This window comes from Fluviispira vulneris, from assembly GCF_014281055.1.
Classification (GTDB): domain Bacteria; phylum Bdellovibrionota_B; class Oligoflexia; order Silvanigrellales; family Silvanigrellaceae; genus Silvanigrella; species Silvanigrella vulneris.
This window is the reverse complement of record NZ_JACRSE010000001.1, coordinates 417195-432488: the sequence shown is the minus strand read 5'-3', so window position 1 is coordinate 432488 and position 15294 is coordinate 417195. Positions and strand designations below refer to the sequence as shown.

At 31.4% G+C, this 15294-nt stretch carries 15 protein-coding genes; 6 read left to right on the top strand and 9 right to left on the bottom strand.

Annotation, left to right across the window (positions count from 1 at the left end):
* Window positions 1-44: 44 nt before the first annotated feature.
* Both H7355_RS01640 and tnpA read right to left on the bottom strand, forming a co-directional pair.
* On the bottom strand, window positions 45-449 hold the full coding sequence (locus tag H7355_RS01640) for a hypothetical protein (RefSeq protein ID WP_186644351.1): 405 nt from the start codon (window positions 447-449) through the stop codon (window positions 45-47).
* Between the two features lie 371 nt (window positions 450-820).
* Window positions 821-1231 carry an IS200/IS605 family transposase gene (gene tnpA / locus H7355_RS01635; RefSeq protein WP_186645385.1) on the bottom strand — a complete coding sequence of 137 codons (411 nt, stop codon included), beginning with the start codon at window positions 1229-1231 and terminating at the stop codon, window positions 821-823.
* Window positions 1232-1285: 54 nt separating this feature from the next.
* Here tnpA and H7355_RS01630 point away from each other — a divergent pair, with 54 nt between their 5' ends.
* The 5 genes from H7355_RS01630 to H7355_RS01610 all read left to right on the top strand — a co-directional run bounded on the left by H7355_RS01630 (window position 1286) and on the right by H7355_RS01610 (window position 6087).
* Window positions 1286-1678 carry a helix-turn-helix domain-containing protein gene (locus H7355_RS01630; protein ID WP_186644344.1) on the top strand — a complete coding sequence of 131 codons (393 nt, stop codon included), beginning with the start codon at window positions 1286-1288 and terminating at the stop codon, window positions 1676-1678.
* A complete protein-coding gene (locus H7355_RS01625) occupies window positions 1635-2105 on the top strand; it encodes a transposase (protein ID WP_186644330.1) in 471 nt (156 codons plus the stop codon). The genes H7355_RS01630 and H7355_RS01625 overlap by 44 nt, the downstream gene beginning before the upstream one ends.
* 552 nt (window positions 2106-2657) lie before the next feature.
* On the top strand, window positions 2658-3440 hold the full coding sequence (locus H7355_RS01620; protein WP_186644326.1) for an SDR family NAD(P)-dependent oxidoreductase: 783 nt from the start codon (window positions 2658-2660) through the stop codon (window positions 3438-3440).
* An 89-nt stretch (window positions 3441-3529) separates the two neighbouring features.
* Complete coding sequence (locus tag H7355_RS01615; RefSeq protein WP_186644325.1) at window positions 3530-5074, top strand: multicopper oxidase family protein; 1545 nt, start codon at window positions 3530-3532, stop codon at window positions 5072-5074.
* Window positions 5075-5277: 203 nt separating this feature from the next.
* Window positions 5278-6087: a substrate-binding periplasmic protein gene (locus tag H7355_RS01610; protein ID WP_186644324.1), complete on the top strand. Its 810-nt coding sequence runs from the start codon at window positions 5278-5280 to the stop codon at window positions 6085-6087.
* Between the two features lie 98 nt (window positions 6088-6185).
* Here the strand turns inward: H7355_RS01610 and H7355_RS01605 are convergent, their stop codons facing one another.
* From H7355_RS01605 to H7355_RS01575, 7 genes are all read right to left on the bottom strand, one after another.
* Entirely contained in the window at window positions 6186-7097 is a 912-nt protein-coding gene (locus H7355_RS01605; RefSeq protein WP_186644323.1) for a bestrophin family protein, read from the bottom strand.
* Complete coding sequence (locus H7355_RS01600) at window positions 7072-7725, bottom strand: carbonic anhydrase (protein WP_186644322.1); 654 nt, start codon at window positions 7723-7725, stop codon at window positions 7072-7074. Before H7355_RS01600 ends, H7355_RS01605 begins: the two co-directional genes overlap by 26 nt.
* A gap of 207 nt (window positions 7726-7932) precedes the next feature.
* Entirely contained in the window at window positions 7933-9966 is a 2034-nt protein-coding gene (locus H7355_RS01595) for an amylo-alpha-1,6-glucosidase (protein ID WP_186644321.1), read from the bottom strand.
* Between the two features lie 76 nt (window positions 9967-10042).
* Entirely contained in the window at window positions 10043-10600 is a 558-nt protein-coding gene (locus H7355_RS01590) for a superoxide dismutase family protein (RefSeq protein ID WP_186644320.1), read from the bottom strand.
* 18 nt (window positions 10601-10618) lie between these two features.
* Window positions 10619-11647: an NAD(P)/FAD-dependent oxidoreductase gene (locus tag H7355_RS01585; RefSeq protein WP_186644319.1), complete on the bottom strand. Its 1029-nt coding sequence runs from the start codon at window positions 11645-11647 to the stop codon at window positions 10619-10621.
* A gap of 144 nt (window positions 11648-11791) precedes the next feature.
* Complete coding sequence (locus H7355_RS01580; protein ID WP_186644318.1) at window positions 11792-13957, bottom strand: carboxy terminal-processing peptidase; 2166 nt, start codon at window positions 13955-13957, stop codon at window positions 11792-11794.
* Between the two features lie 9 nt (window positions 13958-13966).
* On the bottom strand, window positions 13967-14593 hold the full coding sequence (locus H7355_RS01575; protein WP_186644317.1) for a hypothetical protein: 627 nt from the start codon (window positions 14591-14593) through the stop codon (window positions 13967-13969).
* On the opposite strand from H7355_RS01575, the gene H7355_RS01570 reads away from it, so the two are divergent.
* The gene (locus H7355_RS01570) at window positions 14592-15209 is read left to right on the top strand and encodes a DUF3025 domain-containing protein (RefSeq protein WP_186644316.1); all 618 of its coding nucleotides are present in this window, start codon (window positions 14592-14594) and stop codon (window positions 15207-15209) included. The two genes, H7355_RS01575 and H7355_RS01570, sit on opposite strands and share 2 nt — an antisense overlap.
* The last annotated feature ends 85 nt before the right edge of the window (window positions 15210-15294 follow it).

The following is a 15294-nucleotide window of genomic DNA, read 5'->3' as shown; positions in this document are numbered from 1 at the left end:
TTGATTATCAGTTAAATCTATGATTGAGCTAAGGAAAATATCTATCACCAGAATTGAGTTTGGATATAAGCCCTTGGTTTAGATTTTGTATACAGATTTATTTTAGCGTATGAAGTTAAAAATTCTGGTTGTTTTGGAGCTAAAATTCCTTGCCATAAATCTGCAACTATTGACTTAGAGTTAAATTCAATTCCCCAATTAATTAAATTACTACTTCGATAAGTATTCCGTGAAAGCAAGACCATGGCTTGATTAGAGTCTGGCATTTGAAATGTATAAATATTCAGCTTATAATTTTGAGAAATTAAAGCCAATTTACTCGCTGCTAAAGCTGCCATTTCATTACATTGACCAAACCCATTCTCTTCAGCAGCTGCGGCTAATTTCATTAAATATTCTTTGTTACCTGGGCCGTCTGTAAGAGCTATTCCCATTTTTTTTGCGATCATCAGACGTGTGTTCCTAACCTTAAACCTAGAAAATAAATATTAAATTTCATAACTAATCTCATTTTTAATTTTAAGTCATTGCATTTATTTTATGCATCCCTTGAATTTGAAATTATGGGGGATAAATACTAAGTTTCAAAATATATTTCATATTCAATTTTTGATAAATAATCAAGGTGAGAAAAGTTTTCTACCGGAAACAAGCGCAGTGCTCCATCTATAACCGCTTGCGCAGCATAAGGATTAGATGGAGCTGAATTGGACGAGTTGTGGTAACAACGAAGTCCAAGTATTGTGAGCCTGTTATCAGCGCCAACTGAGCACGGCTTTGCCGCGCGGAAATTGAGTGCGATAACGGCGATATTGTTCCATTAATCCACGCCAGCTTGTTGTTCAATATATTGTTTAATAACAGAAAGAGGAGCACCTCCGCAAGTTAAAATACAATAAGATCGACTCCAAAAAATAGGATTTTTATAATAAAATTTTGAAAGATGATTAGAAAATTCTTTTCTAATGTAACGACTAGATACCGTTTTCAGGTTATTAATAAATGCTGAAAGTGTAATTTTTGGCTTCAGTTCAAGAAGCAAATGTATGTGATCAGGCTCACCATTAAATTCAATTAAATTGCATTCCCATTTTAGACAAAGCTCTATAAAAATTTCTTTCAAACGTATTATGATAGGATCTGTAATACATTTTCTGCGATATTTTGTGACAAGAACTAAATGATATTTTAAATTATAAACACAATGATGTAGCTTCTTAAAATCTTGAATTTTTACTCCGAACGAAGTACAATAATAAATGTACTGTGGGTAAGGATGAAATACATGCAAGACGTTGTCAATAGAAAAGTGAATTATAAGCTGTATCCAAGTAAGGCACAAAAGCTGTTGCTTGAAAATATGTTCAATAATCACCGAAAATTGTACAATGCGCTTCTTGAACAAAGAATTTATGCATGGAAAGGAATACAAAAAAGTCTCTCTTATGCTGAGCAATGCAAACAAATTACATTTTTAAGAAAAGAAATTGAAGAATTTAAAAATATAAATGCACAGTGTTTACAAGAAACAGCAAAACGTTTGGATAAAGCATACAAAGCTTTTTTCTCCCGTGTAAAAAACACGTGGCGGTACTGTACGCATTTCTGGAGTGGGCAAAATTCAAATTCGAGGAATGTCAAGAAATGGCGGTACCCCAAAAACAATGGAAGTTCTTAAAAAAGGTGAAGACTGGATTATTTCTGTAACATATCAATGTGTGCCAGAAAGAAATTCTGGCGAACATATCCATGCATTAGACTGGCGAGTAACAACTTTTTTAACCATAGCAAATGAAGCGCAGCAAATAAGTGCAGTTGAAAACCCTCGTTTCTCAAGAACAGCATCAGAAAAAATTGAAAAAGTTCAACAAAAACTTTCAAGAAAAAAATTAAGATCAAACAATAGAAAAAAAGTCAAAATTAGCCTTTCTCGTATTCATAAAAAAGTAGCAAATAAACGCCTTGGTTTCATACATAAAACTTCCTGTAAAATTGTTGAAAGCTCAAAAAGAATTATCACTGAAAAACTGTCAATTAAAAATATAACAAAAGCACCTAAGGCAAAAATTGATGAATTAACAGGGGCGTATCTTCCAAATTTGTAGATTTTCAATATCTCGTGATGTAAATAGTGCACTTGTTATGCTTAAATTTGCACTGGGTACTTTAAAAATAGACGAAAAAATTGAAACAAGATGCCGGGGACCGGCTCTGTGCAGAGGAACGCTGTCAAGCGTTCTGAATCACGAAACTCAATCCATAATTAAGCAGTAATTTGGTTGGAGCAGTTCATTACAAAGTTATCAAAGTAGCAGTAAAGAATTTTAAAAATAATTTTGACAAAATTTTTCAACGAAGGAGAATAATTTTTCCAATTTGATAAAAACCTTAAGAATTTTTGTTACCTTTTAGGAAACTTGTGGCACTTCTATTACACTTATACATGCTATAGCCGGTTTCAATGAATAGAAACCAAGAATTGGTTCTTATTCTAATTTATAAATAGAAGATCTTACCATATAGCTGGAATTTTGAGCTAAACGCTTAAAGCATTTGCAATAATTCTTAAAAATGGTATTGTTTTCAATGCCTATTGAAAATTATTTTTAATAAATTTCAATAAATTACTAAAAAATATTAAATTAAAAGGTTCTTTAATGCAGAATAAACTTTTTTCAGTGAAAAATAAAAAAATACTTATTACAGGTGCGTCAGCAGGTCTTGGCAAACATTATGCTCAAATCTTGGCAGAAGCTGGAGCGCATATTATTGCTTGTGCTCGGAGAGAAGAATTGTTAAATGACCTTGTCCAAGAAATTAAAAATAAAAAAGGAAGTGTCCAAGCGCTTGTTTTGGATGTGACAGATTTCAACGGCGCAGAGAAAAAATTAACACAACTCTATTCGCAATTAGAAGGAATAGATGTCCTTATAAACAATGCTGGAACGACAACGAAAGTAAAACGCCCCGTTCTTGATCTCACCCTCAAAGACTGGGATGACGTAATAGATACAAACCTAAAATCAATGTGGCATATTTCTAATATCACAGCAAAATATATGCAAAAATTCTCAATCAAGGGAAGTATTATAAATATCTCTTCGACAGCGGCAAATCGTGCAAGATCAGGTAATCCTATTTATGGTATCTCAAAATCAGCAGTTATTGGCTTGACTGAAAAACTTGCGGGCGAATATGCACAGTATAACATCCGAGTGAATTCCATTGCTCCAGGTTTTTTTGAAACAGATATAAATTCCAATTTTGTTAAATCAGAATCAGGGAAAGAATTTCTTGCAAGAACAATTCCTCTCGGGCGTAAAGGGGAATACGAGGAACTTGATGGTGCGATCTTTTTGTTTTCATCGAATGCATCAAGCTATATAACTGGGGAATGCTTATTTGTTGATGGTGGGTATATAATTAATTCCCTAGTATAGTTTAATGATAGTGATATAAGTATTCTTTATGTTCATAATTTTTGTTTTATATGCTTGAATTTTAAATCATAATTGTGGAAGAGCAACAAATGCAAACTTACAAATTTATCGTATTGCTGTTGGGTCTGTTTACTGAGTTTTTAGCCTTTTCACAAATGGAAAATATGAATCATAATTATAATTTAAACTTAGTGAAGAAAGATGAAGTTTTTTCAAATGCGACCATAGGGCTTCCATTTGTTAAAAATGCGCAAGTGATAAAACTATCAAATGGGCAAAACTATACTTTGATTGCTAAGCAAGTTAAACAAAATATAAATGGTAAAATAGTTAAGCGATTTGCGTATAATGGATCTATTCCTGGGCCGATAATTGAGGTGCAGAAAGGATCTAAGGTAAAGATTAAATTTATCAATCAAACTGAAGTGGATCAAACATTACACTCACATGGTTTACGCTTAAATTATTTATTTGATGGCACTGTTGGGTTAGGGCAAAAAGCACCTGTTAAACCAGGAGAAACTTTCGAGTATGAATTGTATTTCCCAGATACTGGAGTGTTTTTTTATCATCCACATATTCGAGAAGATTATGCGCAAGACATGGGTCTATATGGGAACTATCTTGTTAGTTCTGATAAAAAAAATGCAATTATTCCTGTAAATAAAATGGTACCAATCATTTTGGATGATATTTTATTAACTGATGCGGAAAACTCTTATTTTAAAGGTTATGCAAACTATGCAGCTATGGGGCGTTTTGGCAATATAATGCTGATAAATGGTGTCGAAAATTATAAAGAGAAAGTCACTCAGGGAGAGATAATACGGTTTTTTATAACAAATTCTGCAAATACACGAACATTCAATTTCAATATTCCTGGAGCTAAAATAAAGTTGATTGCAGCGGATATGAGTCCTTTTGAAAAGCAAGAATGGATTGAAAGTTTAATCATTGCTCCCTCAGAACGCTATATTGTAGATGTATATTTTAAAAATAAAGGTATTTATAAAATTCTTAATTCCAATTCTGAATCAAAAACACAATTAGGACTAATAGAAGTCTCTGAAGGAAAACTCGAAAAATCATTTATTGATGATTTTATGGTTTTGCAAGAGGATAAGATACAAAAAAGTGAAATGCAGAAATTATCTAAGCATTTCAATAAAAAAGTTGATAAAAATCTAATCATATCAGTAAATATGAAAATGGATCATTCTCAGCATGGAAAACCTCCTGAAATAGAGTGGGAAGATAATATGCCTAAAATGAATGAACACATGACATCACAAGATGTGGAATGGTTATTAATTGATAAAGAAACAAATAAAAAAAATATGGATGTTTTTTGGAAATTTAAAAAAGGGAATTATTATAAAATTATAATTTTTAATGATCCTAAATCAAAACATCCTATGCAGCATCCTATTCATTTTCATGGACAACGTTTTTTAGTTTTAACAGACAATAAAGTGAAGAATAATAATTTGGCTTGGAAAGATACAGTCTTGGTCAAAACAGGTCATACTGTTGAAATCTTGTTAGAAGCATCAAATGTCGGAAAATGGATGTCACATTGTCATATTGCTGAACATTTGAGTTCTGGTATGGCAATTGGCTATTCAGTGGATTAAGACAGAGCCGCTATTTTGTTTGGATCAAATTAAAATCTGTGAAAATTCCCAAAAGTACACTCTAAGAAAATGTTTTTTCATATAATGCACGCATGATATTATCTCGATTTATACATATAGTATTTTAAATAAAAATAGGTACAATTATAGTAAATGGTAAGTTCGAATTAAAATATGACCCTTCAGAAGATATGGTGAAAAATATGAGACAAACGAAAAATATTATTTTCATAATACTTTTTTTTATAAATTTTAATTGCATTTCAATGTCTAAAGTCAATGTTAAAATGGCTTATTTTGATAATTTCTACCCATTTTCTTTCTCGGATGAAAATATAACTAAGGGAATTTTTGTAGATTATTTGGAATATGTGTTTCATAATTCAAATAAATATAATGTCACTTCATATAGTTTTCCATGGGAAAGAGCGCAAGATTTTGTCAGAAAAAATCAATATGATGGACATATTACATTAGTGAACGAAAAACGCAATTTGTTTCTTTATCATAATAAAAATCCTATTTTCACTGACCGCCTTCTATTAGTCTATTCAAAAAATAACAAAAATAAAAATCTGATTAAGCAAATTAAATCGAAGAATGATTTAAAAAAATTTACAATAAATGATTACATTGGGAATAGTTTATCAGATCTCTATTATCCAAAGAAGGATGGATTTGATATTGATTTCTCAGCAAGTATTGAAGCATGTTTTAAAAAATTATTAAATGGAAGAGGTGATGTAATCTTAGCAGATCGATCCATAATTGATATGCTTGTCTCTCAGAAAAAAAGAGCAGATATTGGATTCATAGATGCATCATTTATTGTACAAAAATATGAATATTTCTTGCATATAAGAAAAAACTTACCTTACGCAAAAGATTTTATTGATGAGTTTGATAGACTCAGTAATACAAATGAAAGTAAGAATAAATTCGATGAGTTGTATAAATATTATATAAATAATGTCAGTAAATTTAAAAAGTACGAAAGCAATATAAATAAATAGATCGATAATAATTTTTCAATTTCAACGTATGGTCTTTTTCCTTTGTGCAAGAATATAAGTGGTTATTTCTTTTAGAAAAGATAAGAAAGATACTATCTTTAAAATTGATTTTCTACATATTCGATTTCAGAAATATTTAAATAAATCTTGTCACAAATAGTTTCTAAAGGTAAACAACTTAAACTTTTCAATGAAAATGGGTTTTGCAAATGAACACCTATTTCATCAAGCGATAATAATGGATATGATACTAGACCTACAATAATTGCTGAATACATATTTGTTTTATCGTTCATGCAAAAGGGGAGTAAAAGAATAAACATTAATATAAATCTTCTAATCTTAATAGCTAAAACAAATGGGATGGGAGTGGATGCAATCCGTTCACATGCACCAACTGAATTAAGTAATAATAATCGCTCATTTTGCAAAAGATGATGTATATATGAGTTAATTTCATGACTTAGTGTTTTTTGAAAGAATTCATCTAATTTAAAAGCAATAAATGAAGGTCTGTGAGGATGTTGACTTATTTGTAATAAATCTTCTTGAGTTAAGAATTTATTGATTTTTGTTGTACTCAAATCATTTCTTAAACTGTTCATAATAACATAGGGCCAAGCTGCAATATAATTTAAAATTATCTTTTTATCTTCCTCATTTTTACAATGAACTTTTATTATTATGGCTAAATTTCTTGATTGATTAACAATATTTCCCCAAAGTTTTCTCGCTTCCCACCAACGATCAAGACCTGCATTTATTCTTAAAACAAGCAAAACACCTAATGCAAAACCGGTGTATTGAAAAGGGCTAATAGGAAATGTAGAAATTGGAAACAACTTTTCTACAGAACTTGCTATATATGCATAAAGCATTAATAAAGCGACTCTATGAATTACAACAGGAGTAACGGAGCCATTCCATGTTAAAGCTGTTTTAAAAAAAGATTTTTTTTCGTGTTGATTTATAAAGTTATACTTTTCATAATTCAAATCTACTTGGTTCATTGAGAACCTCTTCCTTTACAGCAACAGATTTTACAAAGCACTTTTGTTTGTGATCATAAATATTTACTTCACCGGTTTCAAATTGATAAACCCATCCATAAAGTCTAATTTTATTTTGTCTCAGAGCACAAGAAACTGAAGGATGCGTTTTCAAATTGTCCGTCTGAGTTAATATATTTTCTTCTATGACATTCATTAAATTAATTTCATTATTTTTGCTGCAAGCTAAAATTCTTTTTTTAGTGGTTTGAGCATGTCTTAGCCAGTGTTTTACAGAAGGAAGTGTTTCTAAATCAACTTTGTCCATAAGTGCTGCCATCGCACCACAGTGCGAGTGACCACATATTACAATATTACTTATTTTTAAACCATCGATTGCAAACTCTATAGAAGCTTCCTCTCCTCCACCAGATGCTCCAAATGGAGGAATGATATTTCCTGCATTGCGGATGACAAACAGTTCCCCAGGTTGTGTTTGTGTTAATAAATTGGGATCAATTCTTGAATCAGAACAAGTAATCAGGAGAGTATGAGGTTTTTGACCTTGCGATAAAGTTTCAAAGAGATCTTTTTGTTCTGGAAAAATATTTTCAGTGAATTTTCTTAATCCAGGCATTAAATTTTTCATAAATTTATCCTTTAGACTTTTGAGCTATATTATCTAAAAAAAAATACATTATCAAGAATTTATTTTTTTTGAAAAGAAAAGTTATTTTATGCATTTTTTATTTATCGTCAAAAAGATAAACAATTTGGATTTTAAAAAAACAGCATAAAAGTTCTGAGTGTTTTTAGTAAGAAATTATTAGCCTTTTAGGCAGAGTTATCTGTTTTTTTATATAAGAGGATTTTCTAATTTAAGCGGATCTAATTTAGATGAGAGAAATTTCCACGCTCTCAAAGTCTCAGCAATACTCCATGCTTGCGCAATACATCCTCTTGCTATGAAGGGTGCATCACCATCAAAAATTTCGCTGATAAAGCCGATTCCATATTCATTTATATGCTTTCCTAGGGGCTCTAAAAAGCTAATAGCAACCGATGCATTTTGGGTTTGCTTGAAATAAGCAATTGCATAAACTCCTAACAACCAACTCCAAGCAGTTCCTTGATGATATGCCGAATCGCGAGCAAAGTAATTACCATAGCAGCGGCCTTTATATTGATTTGAACTTTTTGCTAAGCTACGTACTCCAAAATAAGTAACTAATTCTTTTCCACAAATATCAATAATACATTTTTTTTGCTTATATTCTAGAGGACAATATTTGAGTGATAAAGCAATCAATTGATTTGGTCTGAGACTTATATCATTTCCATTGGGGCCATCAATTACGTCGAAGCAGTATTGAAAGTCTTCATTCCAATATTTATTAAAATTATTTTCAACTTGCCTAATTAATTCAGAATAAAAATTATTCTCTTTACAGAGAAGTAAAGCGTATTGATTCATATTTTTTAAAGCATTGTACCAGAGTGCATTTATTTCAATTGGTTTACCAATTCTGGGGGTAAAAACAATTCCATCTGCTTTTGCATCCATCCACGTCAATTGTAAATTTTCTTCTCCAGCATAGATAAGACCATCTTTTAAATCGCATTTAATATTATAGCGAGTGCCATAAAAATAGGATTCAATTATTTCTTCAAGTGTCGAAAAAATACTCTTTAAAAAATCCAAATCTTGAGTGTGTTTTAAGTAGTTTGCAACAGCTTCAATGTACCAAAGAGAAGCATCTGCTGTATTATAATCAGGATTTTCACCATAATCTGGAAATCGATTTGGAATCATTCCAGCATCTATATATTTAGCATAATTTTCCAATATTGATTTTGCAGTCGAATACTGGCCTGTTGCGCAGCAAATGCCGTTTAAGCTGATAAATGTATCTCTCCCCCAGTCACCAAACCAGTGATAACCTGCAAGAATACTTTTTGCATTTTTATCAGTTTTACTTTCTCGTCTTACGATAAAATGATGAGCTGCATAATGAATTTGCCTAATCCAATGTGGTGTATAATTATTTTGAGAAAATTTAAATAAATTTTCTCTATTTTTATTCCTTAATTTTTGTAGAACATTTTTCCAGTTTTTATCTACATCTTTTTCTGTGCTAATGATAATCTGTAAATTATCATTAAATTTAGATATGTTTTCAGAAAAAATGGCGGCACATTTATGATTTTCTACAAACGAAAATCCTCTTTGTCTTTCTTCTTCGAGTAAATAATTATAATATATAGTATCATCAACAGAAGAATTGCTAAAATTTGTATAAGCCGAAAATAAAAGATTACCATTTTTATTTAAAAATCGTATACTTTTATCTTCAATCTTTGAGAAAACATTTATCTCGCGATTTAATCCATGAAAATCACGATTATTAACAAATACTTTACAAATAATTTTTAAATCATTGGGGGTGTTGTCACTTAGTATCTTATAAGTGATATAGATCGAGTTTTTTTCATGTTCGAAAAAAATTTTCTTTTCTAAAAGAACATCTTCGCATTGATAAAGCCAAGTAGGAATGTCTTCATCTAAATAAAAACTATTAATATGCAGATAACCATTTGGAAAAATATTTTCACTGCCACCCCATTTGTTTGAACTTAATAAAAATTTTTTATTTGAAAAAATAATTTCTTCTTCTATTTTACTGACAAATAGAATTCGACCCAAAGGAGGAGTTTGCGCAACTACAAAAAGTCCATGGTAACGTCTAGTTAAGGTGCCAGAAAGTGTGCCAGAAGCGTAGCTACCTAAGCCATTTGTTATAAGCCATTCTCGATTTAAATCCAAATCAATCTGCGTTTTATTTAAGTATGAAAAATTATGAAGCTCTTTTTTTTCAGGGATATTCAACATTTTATATCCTATCATATTATTTTAAAATCTATGATAGTTTATTTTATAATTTTTGTCAGATAAAAATGACATAAGATTAACTTTTAATAACACCACAAAGAATTCTTTTACCTGCATTACCAGCTGGAGCTGATTTTTCATCATCCTTATTTTCATGTACAACTAAAGATCGATTTAAGAGTGAATATTTATTTTCATCATTTAAGGTAAGAGCAGGGGCTTTTATCAGAATGTCAATTTTGGCTTCACCATTCTTATCTGCAAGAATATTGCCTAGATCACCAGCATGCTGTTTGCCATATTCAGTATTTGCAATAGATTTTCCATGAATATGATTTTTATCTGGATTAAAATGAGCTCCTGCCTTTAAAGCCTCATTGTCTGAGCAGTCTCCATTCTCATGAAAATGAAAACCATGCAGTGAGTTTGAGGAGAGACCAGAAATTTTACCCGTAATTTGAATTTCCCCATTCGCATATTCAGAGATCATCACAAGTCCGGAAGCATTTGAATTGTTTTTGGCTTCAAGTTTTACCTCAACTTTCTTTTCAAGTGTATTTTGAGAAGTTGATTGGCAACCAATAATAGGAACAATTGTTGCAAAAATGAATACGAATGAAGCAATTCTTTGCATGGCTTTCTCCTAAAAAACTCAATTTGTATTTTTACTCAAACGCTTTTCTTTTTTTTCCTTAATTTCCATGAGAGTCGTAGAATGCATTGGTTGTGCTTTTTCTTTTGGATTAATGAAGACTTTAGCAAATGCAACCGCAATAGCAGCTTCAGAGAAGCCAGTGGCAATAAGATCGAGTTTAGCTGAATGCTTTGCAATATCTCCAGCCGCAAAGACCCCAGGCAAGTTTGTTTCCATTCTTTCATTAACGCAGATACCATTGCCAGAAAGTTCGAGTCCCCATTCCTTTATTTTTCCTAAAGAACTATTAAAACCAAACATAATAAGGGCATCATCCACAGAAATTATTTCATCTAAATCGTGATCAATTCCTTTAATATGAACACTTTCTAATTTATTCTCTCCATTAAACTCAATGATTTCAGAATTTAAAATAACTCGAGCATTCGTCTTTTGCAACTTATTCACAGAATCATCATGCGCTCTAAACTTATCAGAGCGATGTACTAAAGTAACTGACTTAGCTATATTGACCAATTCATTGGCCCAATCGAGTGCAGAATCACCACCTCCAGCGATGATAACGTTTCGATCTTTGAATTTAGTTTTTTCAATTACAGCGTAAGCAATTCCATTTCCTTCAAATTTATCAGCCCCAAGAGCGTGATGCTTTTTGGGACTATAAGAACCAACACCTGCAGCAATTATTATAGTTTTTGCTAAGTGAGTTCCTATATTTGTTGTTAATTGCCAAATTCCATCTTCATTTCTATTTAACGTTTGTGAAGTTTCATTTAAACAAATTTCAGTATGATAAGGTTTAATTTGTTCTATTAAATTATCGACAAGATCCTTTGCAAGGATTTTTGGAAAACCAGCAACATCATAAATATATTTTTCAGGATATACGGCAGTGAGACGTCCACCGAGTGCTGGCATTGAATCAATTATTTTGCAACTTGCATTACGCATACCAGCATAAAATGCGGCAAATATTCCTGTTGGACCTCCTCCAAGAATGAGGATATCATGTATTTTTTGATTCATTGAACAAACTTTCTGTATTATTTTTCTTTAGCATTGAAAATTACAGATGAATTTGCTTACTCTTAAAATATGAATTTGTGTTTGCAATGGAGTCAAATTCTACTGAGAGCAGCCGATTCATCTGAGCCAATGAGAAAAGAATTATTACTGTTTTGAGTTAAAATCAATAATTTTAGAGCTGTCGAGGAGGATATTTACTGCTTCTTTAAGAACTACATCATTTTTACGAATAACTTTTCCTGAAAAATCAATTTCTTCTTCTTCTTCGTTTATCGGATTCAAATCTATATCTTTTTTGAAAGAATTCGATTTCTCATTGGCTTTTTTCTCACCATCTTTAGTTGATTCTTTTTTATTTGCAGCTATTTTAGCAGAATTTTTCCTTAATTCTGATTTTTCTGACTCTTTTAAGGAAACAAGAGTATTTTTGTCATTTCGTGCTTTATTTATAGCTTCAATTATTTTCTTAAAATCAGCAGACTTTTCTATTCGATCAGAGCTTAACTTTTGTAATTTTGGAATATATTCTTTGAGATCTCTTTCGGGCTTAAAATCGCGTGAAGGCTTTATAGTTGTGTAGGGAAGGGCGTAGTCATATTCGTTTTCGCCAATATCTGTTGCATCGATTATATCAGGAATAACGATATCAGACAGAATTCCTTTTTCTTGATTGCTCTTACCGCTTGGTCTAAAAAACTTAGCAATTGTTACATGAATAGCTCCGTCCGAAGATCGGCCATTTGAACCAGGAACATCAAAAATTGTTTGCACAGTGCCTTTCCCAAAAGTTCTCGAATCTCCTACAATAAGTCCCCTTCCATAGTCTTGAACAGCTCCAGATAAAATTTCTGATGCAGAGGCCGAATATTTACTTACGAGAATTGCAAGAGGACCAGTGTATAAAGCATCTTTATTATCAGACTCTATTGCTCGAACTTGTTTTTCTCTATCTTCAACTTGTGTTACAACTGGATCTTTAATAAATAAGCCAACTATTTTTTGTGTCTCAGATAAATCACCACCGCCATTACGACGCAGATCGATCAATATACCATCCACTTTTTGCGATTTTAGTTTTTTAATTTCTCTTGCCATATCATTTGAAGAACTTCGACATGTTAATGGAGAGTCTTGGCATTCTTTATAATCTATATAGAAGTTCGGTAAATTAATAACGCCTATTTTTTTATTTTCTAAAATTATAGTATCACTTTTCGCTTGATAATCTTTTAATTGCACAACAGCTCTTTTAAGAGCTATTATAATACGATTCATTTTACCATCAGCTTCTTTTCGTAAGATTGCCAATTTGACAATTGTGCCTTCTTTACCTCTGATCAATTGCACAACTTTATTTAGATCCATTTCGATAACATCTTGCATACCTGCACCATCGCCGGCATCAACTGCTGTTATTTTATCATTCTTTTTTATTCTACCATCTTTTGCGGCTGCTCCACCTGGTACAATTGCATCAATTACGGTATATCCATCAATGCTTCTTAAAGTTGCACCAATGCCTACAAGTTTTAAGCTAAAATCAAATTGAAACTGAGCATTGTCAACAGGAGTTAAATAACTGGAATGTGGATCGAGAGATAAGGCAAACGCATTTAAAAAAAGAGAATTGATATCATCACCTGAACGGCTATCGACGTCTTTCTTAATCATTTCATAGCGACGCATCAGTCTTTTTCTTATTTTTTCGACATCATCAGTATCTTTCATGTTTAAAATTATAAATTTTATAGTTTTTTTCCAGCGATCCATTAATTCTTTAGAGTTTTTGGCCCAATCGATTTTTTTTCTATCCGTTTCTATATATTCATCGATAGTGAAATCTAGCTTTTCTTTTAAAATATTATTGGAGGCGATCGTTGCTTCATTTATTCTCTTTTTGTATCTTTCATATACGCCTTTTTCTCCATTTATGAAGCGACAATCGATACTTGAAATATTTGTCAATAATTCGCTTTCTTGTTTTTTAAATTCATCAATATCATCTTGAATAAAATATAATTTTCCTGGATCGAGTAGTTTAAAAAAAGTATCAAATGTTCGAGTAGCAAGATCTTTGTCAAAATTACGATAAATATAATGATTTTTTAAAAAATCTTTCATTCTTTCAGATAAAGAAGAGCATGTTAAATATCCTATATTTTTTTTAGGTATTTTTTTAGATTCTTTAACAGAAACTTCATCTGAAGGAGATGATGGAAGCAAAGGATAAATATTTAAAAATTGACCTAAAGAAACAGCTGCTGCAATAGCTGATATAGTATAAAAAATTTTTCTTTTTGCTGAATTCATTGAGAAAACTCACTTTCGTGTTGGAATTCTTAAATTCCTTCTTGAAAACCTAGATGATACAGGTGAACTCATATCATCATCATCTTTATCTGTGTACACAATTGTTTTTTCGCGTGCACGAAAAGCTTTAGAAATATTTGTTCTCTGATTAAACTCGCTTAAATTTTCTTCACTGTATGCCAAACTTTCATTTGTTTCAACAAATCTTCCATTGAACCAGCAAAAAATTTGTCCTTGATGAAAACGGATTCGTGCTTCACCAGCTGCATCGACTTTTTCATGTATTTCATCGAGGCGGGCCTTTATTCTTTCATAATTGTCATCAAACATAGCAATTGCTAATGATGTCTCATCTTCATCTGCACGTATCGTAATACGGTGTGTAAATTTTTGCTTTAATTTTTCACGAAGAGAGCGTAAAAGACGATCGCGATCGGAAGGTACAACTTCAGGATCAAGGTCAATAACGATATAAAGTGAGGCTAAATACATGGCACACCCTAAGGAATCAAGGGTTGAAAAAAGAGAACACAGCAGTTTCCAACCTATAGAAAGAAGTTGGAATCCGCAATTTTTACTATGCTCTGAACTGTTCTTTCCAATTATGCCATATGCTAAAGTTTTTTCAAACTTCATGGATTGGCCTTCCCTTAAAGATTTAAATGCTAAAATCCCTTATTCAATTTACAGTTGGAGCGGTCAAAAAATTAACTTTGTGCTGCAAAAGGGGATGCGCTCACAAGTTGGCTTCGAAAGTCTCTATGAACCTAGAATATTTTTATTGGGTGAAGTGAGGACTCGGCTCGAGAATTGGCATGATTTTTTTAATGCCCAAATTTGGTATTCATTTCCTAGGACAAAGGCAGCATTAAATATGCGTCAATTTTTTGCTTTTGATGAATTGGCAGATTTTCCTTGGAATAAATCACCGCTAAAAAGAATGCGTGAACAGGATTATATGACAATGTTTGATGAAGGAGGATGTATCATTGCAAAAATTAATCAAAAAAAAATACCATTTATTTTTGGTCATGCAATCTATGAACGTATGATTTTAGGTGATCGTGATTTATCTATGTGCGCTATAATTATTGAATGTGAAGAAAAATTTCTCAGTTTAAATTTAAAGGAAAAATTGAGATATTTAGATATGAAATCTGCGAAATTATTAGCTAATAGAGAAATATATTATACAAATAAACCATTCTTCACTTATTCGCTAGAACATGCTATAAGTTCATTTAATAATTGAAGCAACAAATAAACCATCTGACAATTTTTTGACTCATTTCATATTCCTCTTTAATCATTAATATACATAATGGCATAATTCCTCA